Here is a 20,175-nt window from a genome sequence, read left to right as displayed (position 1 = left end):
ATGTTACTCAGTTTACATTTATATATTGCTCACCGTGCCATATTCCAATTCGCGTTTTTTTGTTGGTGAGATCGGTATGCTTTATTTTTACGCTGACACCAGGCATGACATAATAGCGTTCACGGCAGCCTTGACCCTCATCCTTCGCTTTATCACGACAGGGCCCATAGGAGATAACGCGGAATGAAGCGTTGCCGGTATTGGTCACCGTGTCATTATCGCGACGATAGTCAAATCTTTCTTCACGCGGCGCGACCACCAGAATGGTACCAATAATGGCAGAGGTCGTTGCCTCACCCTGTTTTTTCTTTTTACTGGCTTCGAACTCGGTCACCGGCTCATCGGTCCAGGATATGCGGTAATAACGTTCCTGGTTGTCCTGAGGTCCTTTGTAAAAAAAACGAAAGTTCTCTTTGGCATTTCCGGGTAATATCAGGCTGGCTGGCGTTGATAATAATTCCGATCTGCTCGCCATCGGGATAACCGTGCCGCCGGCCATAGGCGATGAAATACGCTCCACGCTGACGCTAACGTAACGCGCCGTATCGGTGGTATTAATGATTTCTTTTGCCAGAGTCGAGGCATCCGGCCCCATTATTGAGGTGACGTCTCCGACATTAATTGCATGGGAGGAGGGCGTCACGGTGAATAAGAAGAGAGAGAGTAATAATGGATTCAGTTTCATGGCGCATCCTTATAAGGAGGCCGAAGCCTCCTTGTCATACCGGACAGGTGTTGGCTACACCTGATTAGATAGTCCAGACCGCGTTGAACTGAACGCGAACGTCGCCGCTCCAGTAACCGTCGGTTAAATCTTTGAACTCAGCTGCGGTGCTGCCGTCAGAAGTCGCGGAGTCGACAGTGAAATCGAAGGAACCCTGAGTGCTGACGCGATCGGCGCCTGCGAAGGCGGTAGCGACAGCCAGCGCATCCAGACCCGCGGAGATGTTGTTGGCGGTATCAATCATCGTTACCGGGGTGGTTTTGTTCAGCGCGTTGCCGTTCCAGCTCACACCGACGGCCAGAGTAGAGGCATCAGTGGTACGGCTCAGGGTGTTGCTGACGATCTGAGAGGTCAGCGTGAAGTCGGTCGCGCCAGACTGGCCCTGGATGGTGATATCAAAAGCGCCTTTCTGGGCGTTAAACGCTTCAATCCCTTCAGCGTACTGGAAGTTCAGGGATTTCAGCGGAGTGACAACCAGCGCGCTGGTGGTGTCTTTAGTTGCGCTTGCATCCCAGCTTGCAGTGGCGGAAGTGGTCACGTCAGCCATTGCGTTGGAAGAGATAAGAGCCGCAGCCACAACACCCGCTAATACGATTTTTTTCATTTTAAATTTCCTGAGAATAATTAAGTTAGTTCCATTTATGGAGTTATTGCTACAAATACTGATAATGACTTTATCCAGATAGAATAATGTTTAACTTCCCTCTGCCTCCCATCTTATTCTGCAAGCTGAGCTTGATTGCGTAGATCCTTTTTTCTGCCATCTGCAATTCGTTGGCTATTTGCTTAACCGACTTTTCTGCGAGTAAAAGATCGAGAACCAGCACTTCCTGGTCGCTGAGTTTTTGGCGGTAACCTCGACCATCTCTTTGACCGAGAAACGAAAGCTGTATTTTCTTTTCAATCTCGTCTCGGGTATCGCTGGTGTTGATAATCGAAACTATCTGCTGACAGCGGTGTTTCCAGAACAGCGCCAGCGGCTGCGCTAACCTGTCGGCAATCAACACTATCCGCAACCCTGTTTTGATCAAATATTCAATCCATTTATCATTGGTGAATAATCTGATGTTGTAGCGAGAAAAATCAACAAAAATAAATCCAGAATTAGAGAAGTTGTAGTGCTTGTTAATTAAAAAACAATGCACACCATTTTTTAAATAGATGTTTTTATCGGGCCATACGCAATAGCGGGTTTCAATGCAGTTAATCGATTTTATCGTAGGTCGTGGATAGATTTCGCATTGATACTGACAGCTTATGCAGTATACCTTCTCATATTTCTGCGGAGCCATATGTCGATTTATTTCCCTATATTGTATTACCCTATCGTTCAATGATGTGGCTATATTATGGCTAGTTAATAAATGTGACAACTTTAATTTCTGGAGAGTTATATAGATGAAAAATGTGTAAATTCTTAAGGGCTGAAATTGACTGGATTGATACTAACCTACTATTCTGAATAAGAAAAATCTTAAGGAGCAGGATTTTATGTCGATAGCCCTTTAAGAATTATCCATGGTGACCAGGAATTTTCTCGCTGAATGGGGGAGAATTGGTTAAAAAAAAACAGCACAATAAGTCAAAAAAAATGCTATCTCATCGCCATTTGTTAATTTTGTGTTCTTGTTTTGTTTTATTTTGTGGTGTTTATTCTGTAATCACCTGTTTTTTGTAAGGGAAAGTTGCGATATTTTGGATTATGGGGGAAAGGACTGTCTGGCGAAATATGATCTGGCGTACAAAACAGGGTGTTTTTAAGAACTAAAACGCGTCGGCGCTTGAAAAGGAGCGAATCAGAAGGATGTGCTAAATCTTAACCGGAAGAAGCGGACAAATGCTTCTCGGAGAGACGGGGCGCTGCAGCCTGAACGGGCTCTGCCTGCAGGCCGCCGTAGCGCCACCGGGACGATGGCAGCGTGAATGTGCAGACAAATGAGCCAATACTTTCGATGCGCCCCGGGCGCTTACGCCCCTTTCAGCAGAGGAAGCAGGTGATTCTCGGTAAGAGGAGCAAGCTTAATATGCCGATCCTGGCCCGGCGTATACCAGATAACTTCTTCTATTTCTGCAGTCGGTGTAAAGCTCGCTTTGTTGGTGGCTATCTGAAAGATATCCGCCGAGACCGTATGGCCCGGCTCGTTTGCCGCCGTATCGGTGAAGCGGCCTAACGGGACCAGTTCTTCAGGTGAGACGATGAAGTTGAGCTCCTCTTCGAGCTCGCGGATCAGCGCCGCTTCCGGGGCTTCCCCGATTTCAGGTTTTCCACCGGGCTGCATAAAATACTCAGTCCCTCGTTTGCGTACTAAAAGACAGCGTCCTTGGCCGTCGGCGATCACTGCCGCCGCGATATGAATATTTTTTATTGTGTTCAAGAGATACCCCAGTTATATGCCGATGATGTTCAACGGCCGGCGTACGTTTCATCTCTCGCGAAACAACGCCGGCGCTATCATGATAGCGACCTTAGCGTGCTAATCAATCCCGTCGATTATCGCAAAACCTGCTGACGGCGCAGGCGGGGCTCATTTATGATAGCCTGCGAAATATAACGTCTATGCGGGAAGTGCAGCCTCTATGTCAATTCAGAAAATCGCTCGCCTGGCGGGCGTCTCGGTGGCGACGGTATCGCGGGTATTGAATAACAGCGATACCGTTAAAGCGAAGAATCGCGAACGTGTGCTGCAGGCGATCAAAGAGAGTAACTACCAGCCGAATTTGCTGGCCCGCCAGCTGCGAACGGCCCGCAGCAATATGATTCTGGTGATGGTCTCTAATATCGCCAACCCCTTTTGCGCCGAGGTGGTCAAGGGCATTGAAGAAGAGGCGGAAAAGAACGGCTACCGGATCCTGCTGTGTAATTCAGGTTCGGATTTAGCCCGTTCAACCTCGGGGCTGCAGCTGCTCTCCGGCAAAATGGTCGACGGTATCATCACCATGAACGCGCTCTCCAGCCTGCCGGAACTCACCACCATGATCGGCGACGCGCCCTGGGTGCAGTGCGCGGAATATGCCGATAACGGCAGCATCTCCTGCGTCGGCATCAACGACGTCGACGCGGCGCAGGGCGCCGTTTCCCGGCTGGTTGACGGCGGGCGTAAACGCATTGCTTTAATCAACCACGATCTCAGCTATCGCTACTCGCGCCTGCGCGAGCGCGGCTATAAAAGCGTTCTGCACGTTCGCGAACTGGCGTATCAACAGGTGATCTACGCCAGCGATCTGAGCGCCGCGGCCGGTAAACAGGCGATGGAGACGCTGCTGGCGCAGGAAGAGCAGCCGGACGCGGTGTTTGCCGTCTCTGATTCGCTGGCGGCGGGCGCGCTGCGGGCTATCGCTCAGGCCGGAATGCGGGTGCCGGAAGATATTGCGGTGGTCGGTTTTGATGGCACCGAACTGGCTGAAGTGGTATCGCCGCAGCTGACCACCGTGGAACAGCCTTCGCGCGAGATTGGCCGTACGGCGGTCACGCTGCTGATGAAAAGAATCGACAATCCCGACGCCGCGGTCGAGCGGGTGATGATGGACTGGCGCGTCATTTCCCGCGCCAGTGCCTGAGGATATTACTGAGACACCGCGCCCGCCAGCGAACGAATGTCGTTACCGGTAGGGGACTGATGGATCCGCAGGCCGAATTCGTCAACCACGGCATAGACGTGATCGAATATATCCGCCTGAATGCTTTCATATTCCGCCCACACCACGGTGTTGGTGAAGCAGTAAATCTCAATCGGCAGGCCGCTGGCGTCCGGCGCCAGCTGGCGCACCATCAGCGTCATATCTTTGCGGATGCGCGGATGATTACGCAAATACTCCTGCAAATAGGCGCGGAAGGTACCGATATTGGTCATCCTGCGCTGATTCAATATCGATTGATCGGCGGCGTTCTGCTGGTTCCACAGGCTGATTTCCTGATGACGTGAATCCATATACGGCTTCAGCAGCCTGGCCTGAATTAAGCGCTGCTGCTCCTGTTCATCAAGAAAATGAATGCTGGTGGTATCGATATTCAGGCTGCGCTTAATGCGGCGACCGCCGGATGCCGACATACCGCTCCAGTTTTTAAACGAGTCGGAAACCAGCGACCAGGTTGGAATGGTGGTGATGGTGTTATCCCAGTTGCGCACCTTCACCGTGGTCAGGCCGATGTCAATCACCGCGCCGTCGGCGCCATATTTGGGCATCTCCAGCCAGTCGCCGAGCTTGAGCATATCGTTGGCGGAGAGCTGAATTCCCGCCACCAGGCCAAGAATAGGATCTTTGAATACCAGCATCAGTACCGCGGCCATCGCGCCGAGTCCGCTAATCAGAATCGCCGGCGACTGGCCAATCAGTAAGGAGATAACCAGAATGCCGACAATAATCGCGCAGACCAGCTTAATACCCTGAAATATCCCTTTAAGCGGCAGCTGAGAAGCGGTGGCGAATTTCTGCGATAAATTGAACACCACGTCCAGCAGCGAAAAGAAGGACAGCATCGCGTAGATCATCACCCACAGCTGCGCGCAGGTGGTGAGTATTTCCGCGGCCTCGCTGCCTTTTTGCAGCCACAACACCGCCTGCACGTTGACGATAATCCCCTGCAGGGTGAAGGCCAGACGATGAAACAGTTTGTTCTGGGTAATAATTTGCAGCCACAGGTGGCTACTGGCCTTCGCCCGCTTTTCGAAGGTGCGCAGCACCACTTTGTGCAGAATAAGATGAACGACAATCGCCGTCAGAAAAATAATGCCGAAGATAATAATGAGTGAGGTGGTGGGGGTAATTTTGATGCCTAATGCGGCGATTTGCGATATGAATTCCTGCATAACGTCTCCTTTACATCCAGCGGTTATGATGACCGCTGGATGTCTATTATGCAAATCGCAGGTTACGCCGTTGTGAATTATGGGGTCGCTACCGCCGGACGGACGTTAAGGTGATGGCGTAGCCACAGCGCGATGGCGCCCAGTAGCAGCATCATCACCACTTCCACCGCCAGGAAATCGATCAGCGCCCGCGGATAGTCGCCGCCGCTGCGCTGGGCAAGGGTTAAGAATAGCGACCCGAGAATTGCCGGGCCCAGACCCAGCGTCGCCTGTTGCAGAGTGCTGAGAATCGCGCTCCCGGCCCCGGCGTCGCAGGCGCTGATATCGCGCATCCCGATACGGTAAAAGCTGTTGACGATCAGCGCCTGCCCGTAGCCGATAAGCGCCGTGGAGGGGACCAGCGCCAGGGTGGTGGTGTGGATACCAAGGCGATAAAAGGTCGCGCTCAGCAGCAGCAGGCCGACAATCTGCACCGACAGGCCGGTCAGCAAAATGCGCCCCATGCTGTAGCGGGCAATCAGCTTCGGCGCGTACAGCGCGGAGATGAAGTAGGCCACGCCGAGCGCGATAAAGCTGTTGCCGGACTGCCACGGCGCCATCCCCAGACCGGCCTGCATGGTCAGCGCCATGCAGAACATAAACCCGGACCAGGCGCTGAAAAAGAGCAGGGCGATGGCCATGCCAAAGCGAATGCTGGTGAGCTTCAGCAGGCGGGGCGGCAACAGCGGCTGCTCGCCGCGCTGCTGTTTGCTCAGCGCGCTCGCCCGCATCCAGACCAGCAGCGGCAGCACCGCAGCTAACATCAGCTGCAGCGTCCACGGCCAGTGCAGCTCCGGCCCCAGCGCCATCGGAAACAGCAGGCAGCAGAGGATTAGCGCAAGGCTGAAGGTGCCCTGCCAGTCGATGCGCGAATGCGCTTCGCGCCGGGTCTCCGGGACGTATCGCGGGCTGAAGGCCAGCACCAGCAGGCAGATCGGCACGTTAATAAAGAAGGCATTTCGCCAGCCTAAACCGGCGATATCCGCCGAGACCAGCCAGCCGCCGCCCATCTGACCGACGATAAAGGCGATGCCGCCAATGCCGCCGTAGAGGCTGATGGCCCGGGCGTGGGCGGTGCCTTTGAGGGTGATATGCAGCGTAGTGAGAATCTGCGGCACGATCAGGGCCGCGCCGGCGCCCTGGACCGCGCGCGCCGCCAGCAGCGTGCTGATGGAGTTCGCCATCCCGCACAGCAGGGAGGCGACGCCAAAAATCGCCACGCCCCACATAAACAGACGGCGGCGGCCATAGTTATCGCCAAGCTTGCTGCCCATCGCCAGGCAAACGGCAAAGGCGACGCCGTACAGCGCGACGATCAGTTCCAGCTGGGTGGCGCTGGCGTTCAGCGACTGGGTGATGGAGTCCAGCGCGACGTTGGCGATCGAGGTGTCGATCAGCGGCAGCATCTGGCCGGTCAACAGAAGGAATAAACCGGCGCGGCCGGGTGAAACAGCAGACGAATTCATCGGATCTCTCCATTGCGTCATTCAGCGGATGGCCGTAGCATCACCGATAAATTAAACGGGTACCAGTTCCTGCTTATACTGGTATTAGCACTACCATGCTGGAGGTTTTATGACGACCATGCCGCAACGTGAATCGACGATCGCCGCGCCCGATGACGGCCGTAAACAGCTGGGGGCGTTTCTGCGCGCCCGGCGTGAGAGCCTCGATCCGCAGCGCCTGGGGTTGCCGCGCGTTGGCCGACGACGCACGCCGGGCCTGCGGCGGGAAGAGGTGGCGATGCTGGCGGAGGTCGGCATCACCTGGTACACCTGGCTGGAGCAGGGGCGGGAAGTGAATCCGTCCGAGGCCGTGCTGGTGTCGGTGGCGAACGCGCTGCAGTGCAGCCCGCTGGAGACCCGACATCTGTTTGTCCTGGCCGGACTGACGCCGCCGGAAGCCGCGCAGGTCACGGTATGCGAAGGCATCAGCCCGGGCACCCGGCGGATGCTTGATAGCCTGATGCCGCAGCCCGCCAGTATTCAGAAGCCGAGCTTTGATATTGTGGCGTGGAACGACAGCTTCTGCCGCCTGATGGGCATCGATTTCGCCACCATTCCGGAAGAGGATCGCAACTGCATTTATCTGTATCTGACCAATGAAACCTGGCGCAGCCGCATCGAGAATCGCGACGTGCTGGCTACGTTTGTCTCCTATTTCCGCGCGGCGATGGCGGAGCACCGCGGCGATCCGCTGTGGGAGAATAAGCTGGCGCGCTTTTTCGCCGCGTCGGCGGAGTTCGAGGCGCTCTGGCATCAGCGCTATGAGGTGCGCGGGGTGGAGAATCAGGTGAAACACTTTAACCATCCGCAGCTCGGACGCTTCAGCCTGCAGCAGATGTACTGGTACTCGGCCCCGCGCAACGGTTCGCGCCTGCTGGTCTATTTGCCGATGGATGAAACGGGCGAGCGGGCGCTGGCGTGGCTGCACACACACTAACGGAATGCTTATGAACGTGACCCGAAAAGAGCAGCGCATTATTCAGCGTACGCTCAACGCCTGGCGGTCATTGGCCGCTATGCGGAGCGCATCTGGCACGTGGAGGTATCCTGGCTGCAAAATACTGCGGGCTATCCCCGGGGGCGGCGCTTGACGCGCCTTACCCGGGCTACGGGTTCCCACAGTGTGTAATTTTGTAGCCCGGATAAGGCGACGGCCGCAATCCGGGGATCATCCTGACGTAAAAGAAAAGCAGAGAATTAAATCTCGGTAATGGTCGTCGCCTGCGGCAGGCGTGATTTCGGCAGCGTCGCGTTGAAGTCTTCGACGCTATGATGGCCGACCGGCACCACCACCAGGCTGGTGTAGCCCTGGGCTTTCAGGTCGAATTCGGCATCGAGAATCGCGAAATCGACGCCTTCAATCGGCACGGCGTCCAGGCCCATTGCCGCCACGCCCAGCAGGAAGTTGCCGACGTTCAGATACACCTGCTTCGCCATCCACTGGTCGTCGTCATGCAGATCTTTGCGGTGCATATCGGCAAAGAAGGTGCGGCCTTTATGGTTCGCGGCTTTGGCGTCGGCGTTTGCGAAGCGGCCATCGGCCTCTTCCTGGTTCACCACGCGCTCAAGCCAGGCGTCATCCATCGCAGTTTTGGCGCAGAACACCACCACGTGGGAGGCATCGAGAATTTTACGTTCGTTAAACACGTAGGTGCCGCTCGCCGCTTTGGCAACGCGCGCTTTGCCTTCATCGCTGCTGGCAACGATAAAGTGCCACGGCTGGGAGTTGGTGCTTGACGGGCTGTACTGCAGCAGCGTTTTCAGGTTTTCCGCCTGCTCGGCAGTTAGCTTTTTGGTGGCGTCAAATGCCTTGGTGGAGTAGCGCTTTAAGGCAACCGATACGATATCCATACTCTTCCTCACTGTTTACAACCCCTTGCGGGTGCGTTTCGTGAAGGAAGAGTACAGCGATGGCGGGCAAATGATAAGGGGCAAAAATGCGATAACACTTATCGCGCAGCGCTGAAAATCACCCCGGACGTAGGCGCTGCTGCTCTTTTTTGCTGAGTTTATCGACGATCAGATTCCACGAATCATCGATCAGCTCCGCCAGCAGATCCACGCTGATGTCCTCGCCGGGAACTACGGTGATCCAGTGCTTTTTGTTCATGTGATAGCCGGGCTCGATGCTGCGATAAATCGCCTGATGAAGCAGCGATTTTTGCGGATCGCACTTCAGGTTGACCAGCGCGCGGCCGCGTACCGTCGCGGTGAGCATAAAAATCTTCCCGCCGACTTTAAACACATCGTACTCCGGGCCAAACGGCCAGCAGTGCTCGGTAAAGGGGAGCTCCAGCGCGATACGATGCGCGTTGTCATGCAGCGAGCGGTGATCCATCAGCTATTGTCCTCGGCAAGGGCCTGCCACATGGCTTCAAAGCCCAGCTCGACAAAACGGACGGCGCGCTCCGGCTCGTGGCTGGCGTATTCAATGGTGGTTTCGGCCAGCGAAAGAAACAACGCATCGCCGAAGGTACGGTACTCGTCGGATTGAAAAACGGGTTTGATTGAGCGCTGGCACAGTTCATTGAGCTCGGGAAACATCTCCTGGACGCGGTTGCGGGTTTCGTCGGTGATCCGTTCGCTCAGCGCCATCCGGCGAATCGCTTTATGCTCCATGGGGTTACGTACGCCCCAGCCGATATAGCTATTCCAGATATTGCGCGTGTTCTCTTTTGGCCGGGTCTCGTTCGGGTTGAGACCCGCGATCATTGTCTGAACCAGGTCTGCTTTTATGGTCAGATAAAGCTCGTTGAGCAAATCGTCCTTGGTGGCAAAGTAGCGAAACAGCGTACCCTCGGCAACCCCGGCGCTGCGGGCGATGGCGGAGGTTGAGGCGGCGATTCCCGATTGGGCAAAGGCGGCGGTTGCGGCCTCCAGTAACGCTTGCTTTTTATCTTCACTCTTAGGACGAGCCACTACACTTTACCTCACTCATAATAAAACCACGATCTAAGCACGCCCGGCATGGGCGCTGCAACGCTGTCTGTCAAAATTTGAAAATCGTCTTGACGACTTTCAGCTTCTTCCTAATAATGAGTGCTTACTCACTCATAATCAAGCCTTATAACAAAAACCTCCAGGAAGGGGGATTTCGCCAGGTCAGGATATGAACCGTGTCACTTTCAGCGTGGTCGCCATCATGTTATTAGCGTCAGCAACAATTTTGCCGTTTGTGTTAAATGCCGGATTTGGTCAGGCGCCGCAGGGCGCGCAGCTCAGCCTGGTGGAGCAGTCGCCGCACTATCACGACGGTCAGTTTCACAATCAGCTTCCGACGCCTGGCTTTACCGGGCAAAAAAATATGCTGGCCGCATGGTGGGAGTTTCTGGTCGCCAAACGTGAAAATGCCAGACCGGCCCAGCCGCTACCGCTGGTGAACACCGATCTGGCGGGCTTGCCGTCAGGGCAGGACGTGATGGTCTGGCTCGGTCACTCCTCCTGGTATCTGCAGCTGGCGGGCAAACGCATCCTGATCGATCCCGTATTTAGCAACTATGCCGCACCGTTCTCGTTTATTAATAAGGCCTTTGCCGGGGATTACCCGTGGCACGCTGAGGGCATGCCGGATATCGACCTGCTGATTATCTCGCACGATCATTACGACCACCTTGATTACGCCACCATTAAAGCTCTGATGCCGAAGGTCAAGCGCGTGGTGACGCCGCTGGGCGTGGGGTCGCACCTACGCTACTGGGGAATGGAGAGCGCGATAATCAGCGAGGCTGACTGGAATCAGTCGGTACAGGTGAGCGATGAGCTGACGGTACACGTCCTGCCCGCGCGCCACTTTTCCGGCCGCGGCCTCAAGCGCAACCAGACCCTGTGGGCCAGCTTTATGTTCGTTACCCCGCAGCAGAAAATTTACTACAGCGGCGACAGCGGCTACGGCCCGCACTTTAAAGCCATCGGCGAACAGTTTGGCGAAGTGGATTTGGCGATCATGGAAAACGGTCAGTATGACCAGGACTGGAAGTACATCCACATGATGCCGGAAGAGACGGCGCAAGCCGCTGACGATGTTCATGCACGCGCGGTGCTTCCGGGTCACGCCGGGCGCTTCGTGCTGGCAAAACACACATGGGACGATCCGTACAAAAGGCTGGCGGAGGCCAGCACAGGGCGACCGTGGCGACTGCTGACGCCAATGTTGGGTGAGCCGGTTTGGGTCGCCGATAAAACGCAATCATTTAACGCCTGGTGGCGCTAACGATGAGAGTGGTTCAGGAGGAGAGAGGACATATGACTATTTCCGCTCAGGTCATTGATACTATCGTCGAGTGGATTGATGATAATTTGCATCAGCCGCTACGTATTGACGATATTGCGCGCCACGCCGGTTATTCGAAGTGGCATTTGCAACGACTGTTTTTACAGTACAAAGGGGAGAGTCTGGGGCGCTATATCCGCGAGCGTAAGCTGCTGCTGGCGGCCCGCGATCTGCGCGATACCGATCAGCGGGTCTACGATATTTGCCTGAAATACGGTTTTGACTCGCAGCAAACCTTTACCCGCATCTTCACCCGCACGTTTAATCAGCCGCCGGGTGCCTACCGTAAAGAAAATCACAGCCGCGCGCACTGAAAAGCGTCCGCCGGGGGAAGACCGGCGGACGCTTTTTTACCAGGCGTAGTTGACCGTCGCCGTCACCGTCCGACCAATGCCGTAGAAGCAGGCGCTATCGCTGGCGCAGGAGGCCACGTATTTGGTATTGGCGAGGTTGTTGACGTTGAACTGCACTTTCGCCCCTTTCAGGCTCGAATTCAGCTCGCCTAACTCATAGCTGACCATGGCGTCGTACAGATCCACTGCCGGTACCTTAAACGTGTTTTTCGCATCGCCGTAGCTGGTGCCGATATAGCGTACGCCAACGCCCGCGGTCAGGCTTTTTAACGCGCCGTCCGGCAGGGTATAGCTGGTGAACGCCGAAGCCATATGGGTCGGAATGCGTGCCGGCGTTTTCCCTTCGGTACCGACGACGGTGGTATTGACGGTTTCCGCGTCGGTATAGGTGTAAGACGCGATCAGATTGAGGTTATCGAAGACCGTCGCGTGCGCTTCGGCTTCAACGCCTTTCGAGCGCACTTTACCGCTGTTTTCAAACCACCCGGCCGCGCTGTTGTACGTCGCGACGTTGCTCTGCGTCAGATCGTACAGCGCGAGGGTCATTAACGCGTTTGGGTCAGGCTGGTATTTCAGACCCACCTCTACCTGTTTGCCTTCGCTGGGATCGAATGGTCCGACACCCGGCGCGCGGTTGGTTTGCAGGTTAGGTTCGAAGGAGGTGCTGTAGCTGATATAGGGGGAAAGACCGGAATCAAAGGCGTACAGCAGGCCGGTGCGCCAGGTGAGCTTATTATCATTCTGCTGGGTGCTGCTGGCGTCGTTAAAATCGGTGGTGCGTACCTCTGCCCAGTCGTAGCGCCCGGAAACTAACAGTTCCCAGTTTCGCCAGCTCAGCTGATCCTGAACATACACCCCAGCCTGGTCGAGATTTTGCTGTTCATTAGTGGCGGGACTGAAGGCGCTTTCATCGACGCTAACCCCGTAGGTCGGGCTGCGCCAGTCGATATCGTACTGAGAGCCGCCGGCCCGACCAAGGTACTGCTTATCCTTACTGGTTTTGTAATCCACACCGCCAATCACCGTATGCGCCACCTGACCGCTGGCGAACTGCGCTTCAAGCTGGTTATCGATGCCAAACTCATCGGTCTGACGCTGTTCATGCTGGGCGCGGCGGGAGAGTACCGAGCTGTTGGCGGCGCTGGTGGAATAAACCAGGTAGCGATACTTCTGTTTGATGGTGGCGTAGCGGGCGTTCTGGCGCAGAGTAAAGGTATCGTTGAGCTGGTGCTCAAATTCATAGCCAATCATCGTTTGTTCACGCCACGACTGGTTGTAGCTGGGATCGCTGACGTTAAAATCGCGAGGAATATAGCTGCCGTCGACGCTTTCCACGGTACCGTAACGCGGCAGGAAGTTACGATAGCCGGCGTCCGGGTCTTTCTGATAGCTGGTTAACAGGGTAAAGCGCGTGGCGTCACCAGGATACCAGGTGAGGGCAGGGGCGATAGCCATCCGCGTCTCTTTATAGTCATCGATCTGGTTATTCTGGGTGCGGGCGATCCCGCTCAGGCGATAGAGCAGGTGGCCGTCATCGCTCAGCGGGCCGCCAACGTCGAAAGCCCCTTCGGCGAGGTGGTTATTGCCGGTACGGAACTGTACCTCATGAATCGGCTGGCTGGTCGGGCGTTTGCTGGTCATGCTAATCAGCCCGCCGGGGTTGACCTGACCAAACAGCACCGAGGCCGGGCCGCGCACCAGCTCGACGCGTTCCAGCAGCCACGGGTCGAAAGTGCCGGTTTGTGACGAGGCGGTGGCACCGTAGCTCAGGCCATCGAGGAATTTGGGCACGTAGCTGAAGCCGCGCACGAATACTTCGTCGTTGCGGTTAGATGAACCTCGGTATTCGGTAAAAACGCCCGCGCTATAGCGCAGCGCCTGGGAAACCGAGGTGACGTCCAGCGCCCGCATTTGATCGCGGGTGACCACCGATACCGACTGCGGCGTTTTGACGATCTCCGCAGCGGTCTTTGTTGCCGACAGGGTTTTTGTCGCCACTATTCCCTTCAGCGGCGCTGTAGGATCCTCGCCGCTGCCGGCGGTGACGACGATCGTTTCCTCCGCTGCCAGCGCCGGCCCGCCAAACAGAGATGCCGCCACGCCCGCGGCCCAGAAAGCTGTTATCTTATTATATTTAAACATGTTTATTTTTTATCCTTGGTTGAATCGCCATCAAAAAACGCCCGCGTCGAGGAGAATCGACCGGCGGTTATCATTAACGGCGTTAATGTTATTGCAAATAGTTATTATTTGCATTAGCGTTATTAACAAATTCTTACAAGGAACTATTGGCTAATGAAGACGGCGTGGAGCGGCCTGCTGATTGGCATGAGTACCCTACCGGCGGCGGCGATGAACTGCGAATCTCCTTCGTTACAGGGGGAACTGGAGGGGAAGTTCGACGCCAGCGGCGAGGTCTGTTTTGACCTGCCGACATTGGGCGAGAACTACGTCGCGGCGACCCTCTCCGGCGTCACCGATGCCCGACTGCTGGATGACAATAACCGCCGTCTGCGCACGCTGCTGACGGGCGGTCCGGCGGACGGCGAGCAAACCCTGCTGTTTTCTCTGCCGGTAAATCGCGCCTCCTCGCTGGTGCTGCACGGCGAAGAGGGGGCGCGCTGGCGCTTTCAGTGGCAGATGCGGGAAACCACCGCTCTGGCCAAAGTTCAGCCGCTGGATCCGGTCAGCCCGCGCCTGCTGCGGCTGAAGCGTGAACTGGCGGCGGGAGGTTCAACGGCGCATTTCTGGCAGGAGCGCGAGCGGGAAGGGACGCCAATGGTGGAACCGGTGGACGCCGGTCATAAGCGGGTAACTTTCCTGTGGCGCGGGGCGAGCCGCAACGTGTTTATTCTGGGTTCGCCGGCGGGGGATCACGATCCGCTGTTTCGCCTCGGGGATTCTGACGTCTGGTTTCGCAGCTACGTGGTGCCCGCCGATACCCTCATGCAGTATAAGCTGGCCCCGGACGTGCCGCAGGTAACCGGCAGCGCGCGGGAGCAGCGGCGGGCGATTCTGGTCAGCGCCCAGGCTGACCCGCTCAACCCGAACAGCATCAATGCCGCCCACGACCGCTGGAATCGCCACTCTCTGCTGGCCCTCAACGCCGCGCGTTTTTGCACCGCCCAGCGTATGGCGCAGCCGCTACGCTACGGAACCTTAACCCGCCATCAGCTGCGCAGCGACTTTCTGCAAAATATGCGGGAAGTGCTGATTTATCGCCCGCGGTTGCCGCAGCCCGCGCGCTGGACCCTGTTGCTCTTTGACGGTAAAACTTACCAGCACGAATACCGCCTCGCCAACGTGCTGAACGCCCTGATCGCCAGCCACCGGCTGCCGCCGATTAACGTGGTGTTTATCGATAGTCTCGATCATTCGCGACGGGCGAAGGAGCTGCCGCCAAATCCGCACTTTGCCGATTTTATGGCCCATGAGTTGCTGCCCTGGCTGAACCGCCAGGGGATCAGCCTGACCCGGCAAAAAACCGTGGTTGCCGGGTCCAGCTACGGCGGGCTGGCCGCGTCCTGGGTAGCGCTGCGCTACCCCCGGCAGTTTGGCAACGTATTGAGCCTGTCCGGGTCATACTGGTGGGCGCCGCAAGGGGAGGAGGCCGGCTGGCTGACCCGCCAGTACCAGCAGTCGCCGCGCTATCCGGTGCGCTTCTGGCTGCAGGCGGGGAAATTCGAAACCAGCGGGCCGGACGGCGGCATTTATGCCAATACGCTTGAATTTGAGCGGGTGCTAAAAGAGAAGGGTTATACGGTGAGCTTCCATCCCTCCTCCAGCGGCCACGATTACGCCGCCTGGTGCGAAGCGCTGGTCAACGGCATGCGCGACCTGACCGGCTTAGCGCTCAAGGGAAAACCAGCGACGCCAGACCCAGCGCAGCAGCAGATATTCAACCGCGCCCAGCGCTAAAAACCACAGGCAAAAGATCAGGGTATAAAGCTGGTTGAGATCCATCAGATGGAATGTCGCAACCAGCTTCTGCGCCAGCGTCAGGCCCAGCGAGGGCGCCGGCAGCAGCAGGCAGGAGAGCAAAGCCAGCAGCAAAATGCCGGCGGCGCTGAGGAGCGTTTCTAGCGGATGTTTCATTATTTGTTAATCATCAGTTAAAAACATATTGTCCGGTAAAAAGAGAATCAATGCAATATCGTTTCGTACGTAATTATAATACGCATTAGATATTATATTTAAACGTCCTCGTTTATTCCCATGTTAATTATTTTGGTAATGTTTGTGATTAAGTTAATTACATTGCAATGTAAATTAACGTCATTATTAAGCCAGCGCTTTTACAAAAGTATAGGTGCTATATCCCACCAGTGTAGCGATAATAATGGCCAGCAGGATGTACAGCACCAGACGGCGTCCGCGATAGATTCCAAACATAGTAGACCTCGTTTAGTTTTGGTTTATTAATATTCTGCAATAGTTGTTTTATAGAATTAACTTACCATAAATTTTGTATTGGCGAGAGAGTAAATATTGCGCAAGCTCAAATTATCTCCCGCCTGTTTGAAATTTTTCTCATTGGCCCGGAATGATTCCAGGCTTTCCGCCTCACGGAATTTTAAGGGAGATATATTTTGACCAAAACGATCAAAACTAATAATACCACCCCCTCAGGGGATGTCGCGCCACGCCGCGCATATCAGCAGACGGTTGATGCGGTGCTGGCGCAGAATAAAAGCCATGCCAACGGCCTCAGCGCCGCCGAGGCCGCCGAGCGTTTGAAGACCTTCGGCCCCAACGCCTTGCCGGAGAAAAAAGGCAAGCCGGCCTGGCTGCGCTTCCTTGCCCACTTTAACGACGTCCTGATTTTTGTCCTGCTGGCCGCCGCCGCGCTCACCGCGGTCATGGGCCACTGGGTCGATACGCTCGTCATCCTTGGCGTCACGGTGATCAACGCCCTGATCGGCCATATCCAGGAGAGCAACGCAGAAAAATCGCTGCAGGGCATCCGCAATATGCTCTCCAGCGACGCGCGCGTGCAGCGCAGCGGCAAGCATGAAACCATCCCGACCCGCGACCTGGTGCCGGGCGATATCGTGATACTGCGCGCGGGTGACCGCGTGCCTGCCGATATGCGCCTGATTGAGAGCCATAATCTGCGGGTCGAAGAGGCGATTCTCACCGGCGAGTCGACGGTAGTGGATAAAACCACCGACGCGCTGGAAGGCGAACTGCCGCTGGGCGACCGTACCAATATGCTCTTCTCCGGCACCACCATCAGCGCCGGCGGCGGCGTTGGCGTGGTGACCGCAACCGGTCAGGAGACCGAACTCGGCCACATCAACCAGATGATGGCGGGGATTGAGAAGCACCGCACGCCGCTGCTGGTGCAGATGGATAAGCTCGGTAAAGCGATTTTCGTTATCATCCTGGCGATGATGGCCGCGCTGTTCGTCTTCAGCCTCGCGCTGCGCGACATTCCTCTCGGCGAGCTGCTGCTCTCCCTGATTAGCCTGGCGGTGGCCGCCGTGCCGGAAGGCTTACCGGCGATTATCTCGATTATTCTCTCTCTGGGCGTACAGGCGATGGCGCGTCAGCGGGCGATTATCCGCAAGCTGCCGACGGTGGAAACCCTGGGCGCCATGACCGTGGTGTGCTCGGATAAAACCGGCACCCTGACGATGAACGAGATGACCGTCAAAGCGATCATCACCGCCGACTGCTGCTACCGCGTCGAAGGCGACAGCTACGAGCCACAGGGTAACATCTGCCTGGAAGGCAGCAACGAGCCGGTGCAGATTAAACCGGGCAGCGTGCTGGAAACCTATTTGCGCACCATCGATCTGTGTAACGACAGCCAGATGATTCAGGACGAGCGCGGCCTGTGGGGCATTACCGGCGGGCCGACCGAAGGGGCGCTGAAGGTGCTGGCGGCGAAAGCGCAGCTTGCGCCCGTCGATGCCCGCCTGGTCGCAAAAATCCCGTTCGACTCGCAGTACAAGTACATGGCGACCCACCAGAAAATGGGCGACGTCGAGCAGGTGCTGATTACCGGCGCGCCGGACGTGATTTTTGCCCTGTGCCGCCATCAGCTGAGCAAGCAGGGGGCGGTGCCGTTCGAGCCGCAGTACTGGGAAGAGGAGATGGCGCGCTTTGCCCGCCAGGGCCTGCGTATGGTCGCCGCCGCCTACAAACCGGCCACCGTTGGCAGCACCACGCTGACCCACGACGATCTGCGCGAAGGACTGGTCTTCCTCGGCATTGCCGGAATGATGGACCCGCCGCGTCCGGAAGCGATTGACGCTATCCACGCCTGCCAGAACGCGGGGATCCGCGTGAAGATGATTACCGGCGACCACCCGCAGACGGCGATGAGCATTGGCCAGATGCTGGGGATCACCAACAGCAGCCAGGCGATGACCGGCTATCAGCTGGAGCACATGGACGACGCCGAGCTGGCGAAAGCCGCCGTTGAGTACGATATCTTTGCCCGTACCAGCCCGGAGCACAAGCTGCGACTGGTGAAAGCGCTGCAGGATAACGGCGAAGTGGTTGGCATGACCGGCGACGGCGTCAACGACGCCCCGGCGCTGCGCCAGGCCGACGTCGGGATCGCCATGGGGATTAAAGGCACCGAGGTGACCAAAGAGGCCGCCGACATGGTCCTGACCGACGACAACTTTGCCACCATCGCCAGTTCGGTCAAAGAGGGGCGTCGGGTCTACGACAACCTGAAGAAGACCATTCTGTTCATCATGCCGACCAACCTGGCGCAGGGGCTGCTGATTATCATCGCCCTGCTGGCGGGGAACATCATTCCGCTGACGCCGGTGCTGATTCTGTGGATGAACATGGCCACCTCCGCGACGCTCTCCTTCGGCCTCGCGTTTGAAGCCGCCGAGCGCAACGCCATGAACCGGCCGCCGCGTAAAACCGGCCAGCACGTTATGGACGCCTTCGCCGTCTGGCGCGTCGCTTTCGTCGGCACCATGATCGCCGTCGCCGCCTTTATGCTTGAAGCCTGGCTGGCGCCGCGCGGCCACAGTCCGGAGTTTATCCGCACCGTCCTGCTGCAGATGCTGGTCACCGCACAGTGGGTTTATATGATTAACTGCCGCAGCAGCGACAGCTTCTCGCTGGGCATGGGACTGCTGCGCAACAAAGGCATCTGGCTGGTGAGCGGCGTGCTGCTGCTGATGCAGCTGGTCATCATCTACGTACCGGTGATGCAGACGATGTTTGGCACCGAAGGGCTGCCGCTGCGCTACTGGTTCATCACGCTGGTCATCGGTATCGCGATGTTCCTGGTGGTGGAAGTTGAGAAGCGCCTGACCCGTCGTTTCCGCAAAGCCGCATAGCGTGTCTGACCCGCCCGGCGTCCCTTCTCCTGAGGGGGGAGGGACGCCGCATCGTCGTAAGGAATTCCCCATGAACAAGATTATCCGCTCCGCCCTGCTGGCCTGGGGCCTGGCAGGCTACGCGCTCGCCGCCGCCGCCGCGCCGGCCGTTCCGGTGCGCGTCGCCACCGTGGAACACGCGCCGCATGCCGGTGAACGGCAAATCTCCGGCCGCGTCGAGGCCATTCACTCCGTCGATATTCGCGCCCGCACCGAAGGAAAGATTGTGCAGCGCCACTTCCAGGATGGGCAGTACGTCAACCAGGGCGATCCGCTGTTTACGCTGGATGACGCCCAGCCGAAAGCCGCGCTGGCGCTGGCCCAGGCTGAACTGAAAAGCGTGCAGGCTTCGCTACGCCAGGCCCAGCAGCAGCTGAGCCGCTACCAGCAGCTGAAAAATAACCACGCAATCAGCCGCAACGACGTAGACACCGCGCAGATGCAGCGCGATGTCGCCGCCGCCGCCGTCGAGCAGGCCCGGGCGCGCATTGCCGCCCAGCAGATTACGCTCGGCTATACCCGCATTACCTCGCCGGTCACCGGGCGCGTCGGCCATAGTCCTTTTCACGTCGGCGGTCTGGTGAATCCCGCCAGCGGCGTGCTGGTCGATGTGGTCCAGCTTGATCCCATTCGCGTGGCGTTCTCGCTGGATGAAACCGCCTTTTTCGCGAAAGCGGGACAGCACACGGATATCGCCGCGCTGAAGCAGGCGTGGCTGGCGCAGGTGGATGTCGATGGGCGGCGTGAAGACGGCGCCCTGACCTCCGTCGATAACCGTATTGATAGCCGCACCGCCAGCGTGGCGCTGCGCGCTGAGTTTGCCAACCCGCAGCACCGTCTGCTGCCGGGCGGCAACGTCACGGTTTTCTTCCGGCCGCAGCAGCTTAAGGAGAGCCCGATGATCCCGGCCTCTGCGCTACAGCAGGATGCGCTGGGCTTTTACTGCTGGGTACTGACGGCGGACTACACCGTGACGATGCGCCGTTTAGCGCCCGCCGGTCAGCATGGCCAGAGCTTCGTGGTGGCCGATGGTCTGAAAGCGGGGGAGCGCGTAGTGACGGAAGGCGCCCAGCGCCTGCGTGACGGCGCGGCCGTTCAGCTGCTGAGTGAATAAGGGAGAGGCG

General features: G+C 57.1%; 18 protein-coding genes. 7 read left to right on the top strand and 11 right to left on the bottom strand.

What is annotated here, in order from left to right; genetic code table 11:
- Window positions 1–7: 7 nt before the first annotated feature.
- From ACESQ2_RS00345 to ACESQ2_RS00330, 4 genes are all read right to left on the bottom strand, one after another.
- A complete protein-coding gene (locus tag ACESQ2_RS00345) occupies window positions 8–685 on the bottom strand; it encodes a hypothetical protein (protein WP_025107082.1) in 678 nt (225 codons plus the stop codon).
- Window positions 686–749: 64 nt separating this feature from the next.
- Window positions 750–1,328: a common pilus major fimbrillin subunit EcpA gene (locus ACESQ2_RS00340; protein WP_004111140.1), complete on the bottom strand. Its 579-nt coding sequence runs from the start codon at window positions 1,326–1,328 to the stop codon at window positions 750–752.
- A 70-nt stretch (window positions 1,329–1,398) separates the two neighbouring features.
- Window positions 1,399–2,016: a LuxR C-terminal-related transcriptional regulator gene (locus ACESQ2_RS00335; RefSeq protein ID WP_025107081.1), complete on the bottom strand. Its 618-nt coding sequence runs from the start codon at window positions 2,014–2,016 to the stop codon at window positions 1,399–1,401.
- Window positions 2,017–2,691: 675 nt separating this feature from the next.
- Window positions 2,692–3,090: an NUDIX domain-containing protein gene (locus ACESQ2_RS00330; RefSeq protein ID WP_049069481.1), complete on the bottom strand. Its 399-nt coding sequence runs from the start codon at window positions 3,088–3,090 to the stop codon at window positions 2,692–2,694.
- A gap of 211 nt (window positions 3,091–3,301) precedes the next feature.
- Here ACESQ2_RS00330 and ACESQ2_RS00325 point away from each other — a divergent pair, with 211 nt between their 5' ends.
- Window positions 3,302–4,282 (top strand): LacI family DNA-binding transcriptional regulator, encoded by a 981-nt coding sequence (locus ACESQ2_RS00325; protein WP_014228283.1) that lies wholly within the window; start codon window positions 3,302–3,304, stop codon window positions 4,280–4,282.
- Window positions 4,283–4,287: 5 nt separating this feature from the next.
- Here the strand turns inward: ACESQ2_RS00325 and ACESQ2_RS00320 are convergent, their stop codons facing one another.
- Window positions 4,288–5,532 (bottom strand): mechanosensitive ion channel family protein, encoded by a 1,245-nt coding sequence (locus ACESQ2_RS00320; protein WP_014837733.1) that lies wholly within the window; start codon window positions 5,530–5,532, stop codon window positions 4,288–4,290.
- 77 nt (window positions 5,533–5,609) lie between these two features.
- Window positions 5,610–7,037 (bottom strand): MFS transporter, encoded by a 1,428-nt coding sequence (locus tag ACESQ2_RS00315; RefSeq protein ID WP_373170085.1) that lies wholly within the window; start codon window positions 7,035–7,037, stop codon window positions 5,610–5,612.
- A 109-nt stretch (window positions 7,038–7,146) separates the two neighbouring features.
- Between ACESQ2_RS00315 and ACESQ2_RS00310 the strand changes: the two genes are divergently transcribed.
- Entirely contained in the window at window positions 7,147–8,013 is an 867-nt protein-coding gene (locus ACESQ2_RS00310) for a helix-turn-helix transcriptional regulator (RefSeq protein WP_049069470.1), read from the top strand.
- A 260-nt stretch (window positions 8,014–8,273) separates the two neighbouring features.
- On the opposite strand, the gene nfsB is transcribed toward ACESQ2_RS00310, so the two are convergent.
- The 3 genes from nfsB to ACESQ2_RS00295 form a co-directional block, all read right to left on the bottom strand.
- Window positions 8,274–8,927 carry an oxygen-insensitive NAD(P)H nitroreductase gene (gene nfsB / locus ACESQ2_RS00305; RefSeq protein ID WP_046876899.1) on the bottom strand — a complete coding sequence of 218 codons (654 nt, stop codon included), beginning with the start codon at window positions 8,925–8,927 and terminating at the stop codon, window positions 8,274–8,276.
- Window positions 8,928–9,045: 118 nt separating this feature from the next.
- Window positions 9,046–9,414: an MmcQ/YjbR family DNA-binding protein gene (locus tag ACESQ2_RS00300; protein ID WP_014228308.1), complete on the bottom strand. Its 369-nt coding sequence runs from the start codon at window positions 9,412–9,414 to the stop codon at window positions 9,046–9,048.
- Window positions 9,414–9,995, bottom strand: a complete 582-nt coding sequence (locus ACESQ2_RS00295; protein WP_004848568.1) for a TetR/AcrR family transcriptional regulator — start codon at window positions 9,993–9,995, stop codon at window positions 9,414–9,416. Before ACESQ2_RS00295 ends, ACESQ2_RS00300 begins: the two co-directional genes overlap by 1 nt.
- 190 nt (window positions 9,996–10,185) lie before the next feature.
- On the opposite strand from ACESQ2_RS00295, the gene ACESQ2_RS00290 reads away from it, so the two are divergent.
- Together ACESQ2_RS00290 and ACESQ2_RS00285 are read left to right on the top strand one after the other, a co-directional pair.
- Window positions 10,186–11,286, top strand: coding sequence for an MBL fold metallo-hydrolase (locus tag ACESQ2_RS00290; protein WP_049069471.1), 1,101 nt, complete (start codon window positions 10,186–10,188; stop codon window positions 11,284–11,286).
- A 32-nt stretch (window positions 11,287–11,318) separates the two neighbouring features.
- The gene (locus ACESQ2_RS00285; RefSeq protein ID WP_004848570.1) at window positions 11,319–11,660 is read left to right on the top strand and encodes a RamA family antibiotic efflux transcriptional regulator; all 342 of its coding nucleotides are present in this window, start codon (window positions 11,319–11,321) and stop codon (window positions 11,658–11,660) included.
- A gap of 36 nt (window positions 11,661–11,696) precedes the next feature.
- On the opposite strand, the gene ACESQ2_RS00280 is transcribed toward ACESQ2_RS00285, so the two are convergent.
- Window positions 11,697–13,841 carry a TonB-dependent siderophore receptor gene (locus ACESQ2_RS00280; protein ID WP_049069473.1) on the bottom strand — a complete coding sequence of 715 codons (2,145 nt, stop codon included), beginning with the start codon at window positions 13,839–13,841 and terminating at the stop codon, window positions 11,697–11,699.
- Between the two features lie 153 nt (window positions 13,842–13,994).
- Here ACESQ2_RS00280 and ACESQ2_RS00275 point away from each other — a divergent pair, with 153 nt between their 5' ends.
- The gene (locus ACESQ2_RS00275) at window positions 13,995–15,617 is read left to right on the top strand and encodes an esterase family protein (protein WP_049069475.1); all 1,623 of its coding nucleotides are present in this window, start codon (window positions 13,995–13,997) and stop codon (window positions 15,615–15,617) included.
- On the opposite strand, the gene ACESQ2_RS00270 is transcribed toward ACESQ2_RS00275, so the two are convergent.
- Window positions 15,546–15,794, bottom strand: coding sequence for a DUF1158 domain-containing protein (locus ACESQ2_RS00270; RefSeq protein ID WP_004848573.1), 249 nt, complete (start codon window positions 15,792–15,794; stop codon window positions 15,546–15,548). The genes ACESQ2_RS00275 and ACESQ2_RS00270 overlap by 72 nt on opposite strands.
- Window positions 15,795–16,288: 494 nt before the next feature.
- Between ACESQ2_RS00270 and ACESQ2_RS00265 the strand changes: the two genes are divergently transcribed.
- Window positions 16,289–19,012, top strand: coding sequence for a cation-transporting P-type ATPase (locus ACESQ2_RS00265; protein ID WP_368763187.1), 2,724 nt, complete (start codon window positions 16,289–16,291; stop codon window positions 19,010–19,012).
- A gap of 70 nt (window positions 19,013–19,082) precedes the next feature.
- Entirely contained in the window at window positions 19,083–20,165 is a 1,083-nt protein-coding gene (locus tag ACESQ2_RS00260) for an efflux RND transporter periplasmic adaptor subunit (protein WP_064374611.1), read from the top strand.
- Window positions 20,166–20,175: the final 10 nt, after the last annotated feature.

This window comes from Klebsiella sp. Q11 (assembly GCF_964241505.1).
Lineage (GTDB): Bacteria > Pseudomonadota > Gammaproteobacteria > Enterobacterales > Enterobacteriaceae > Klebsiella > Klebsiella michiganensis.
Note: the sequence above shows the minus strand (reverse complement) of the source record. Positions and strands in the feature narration are given on the sequence as shown.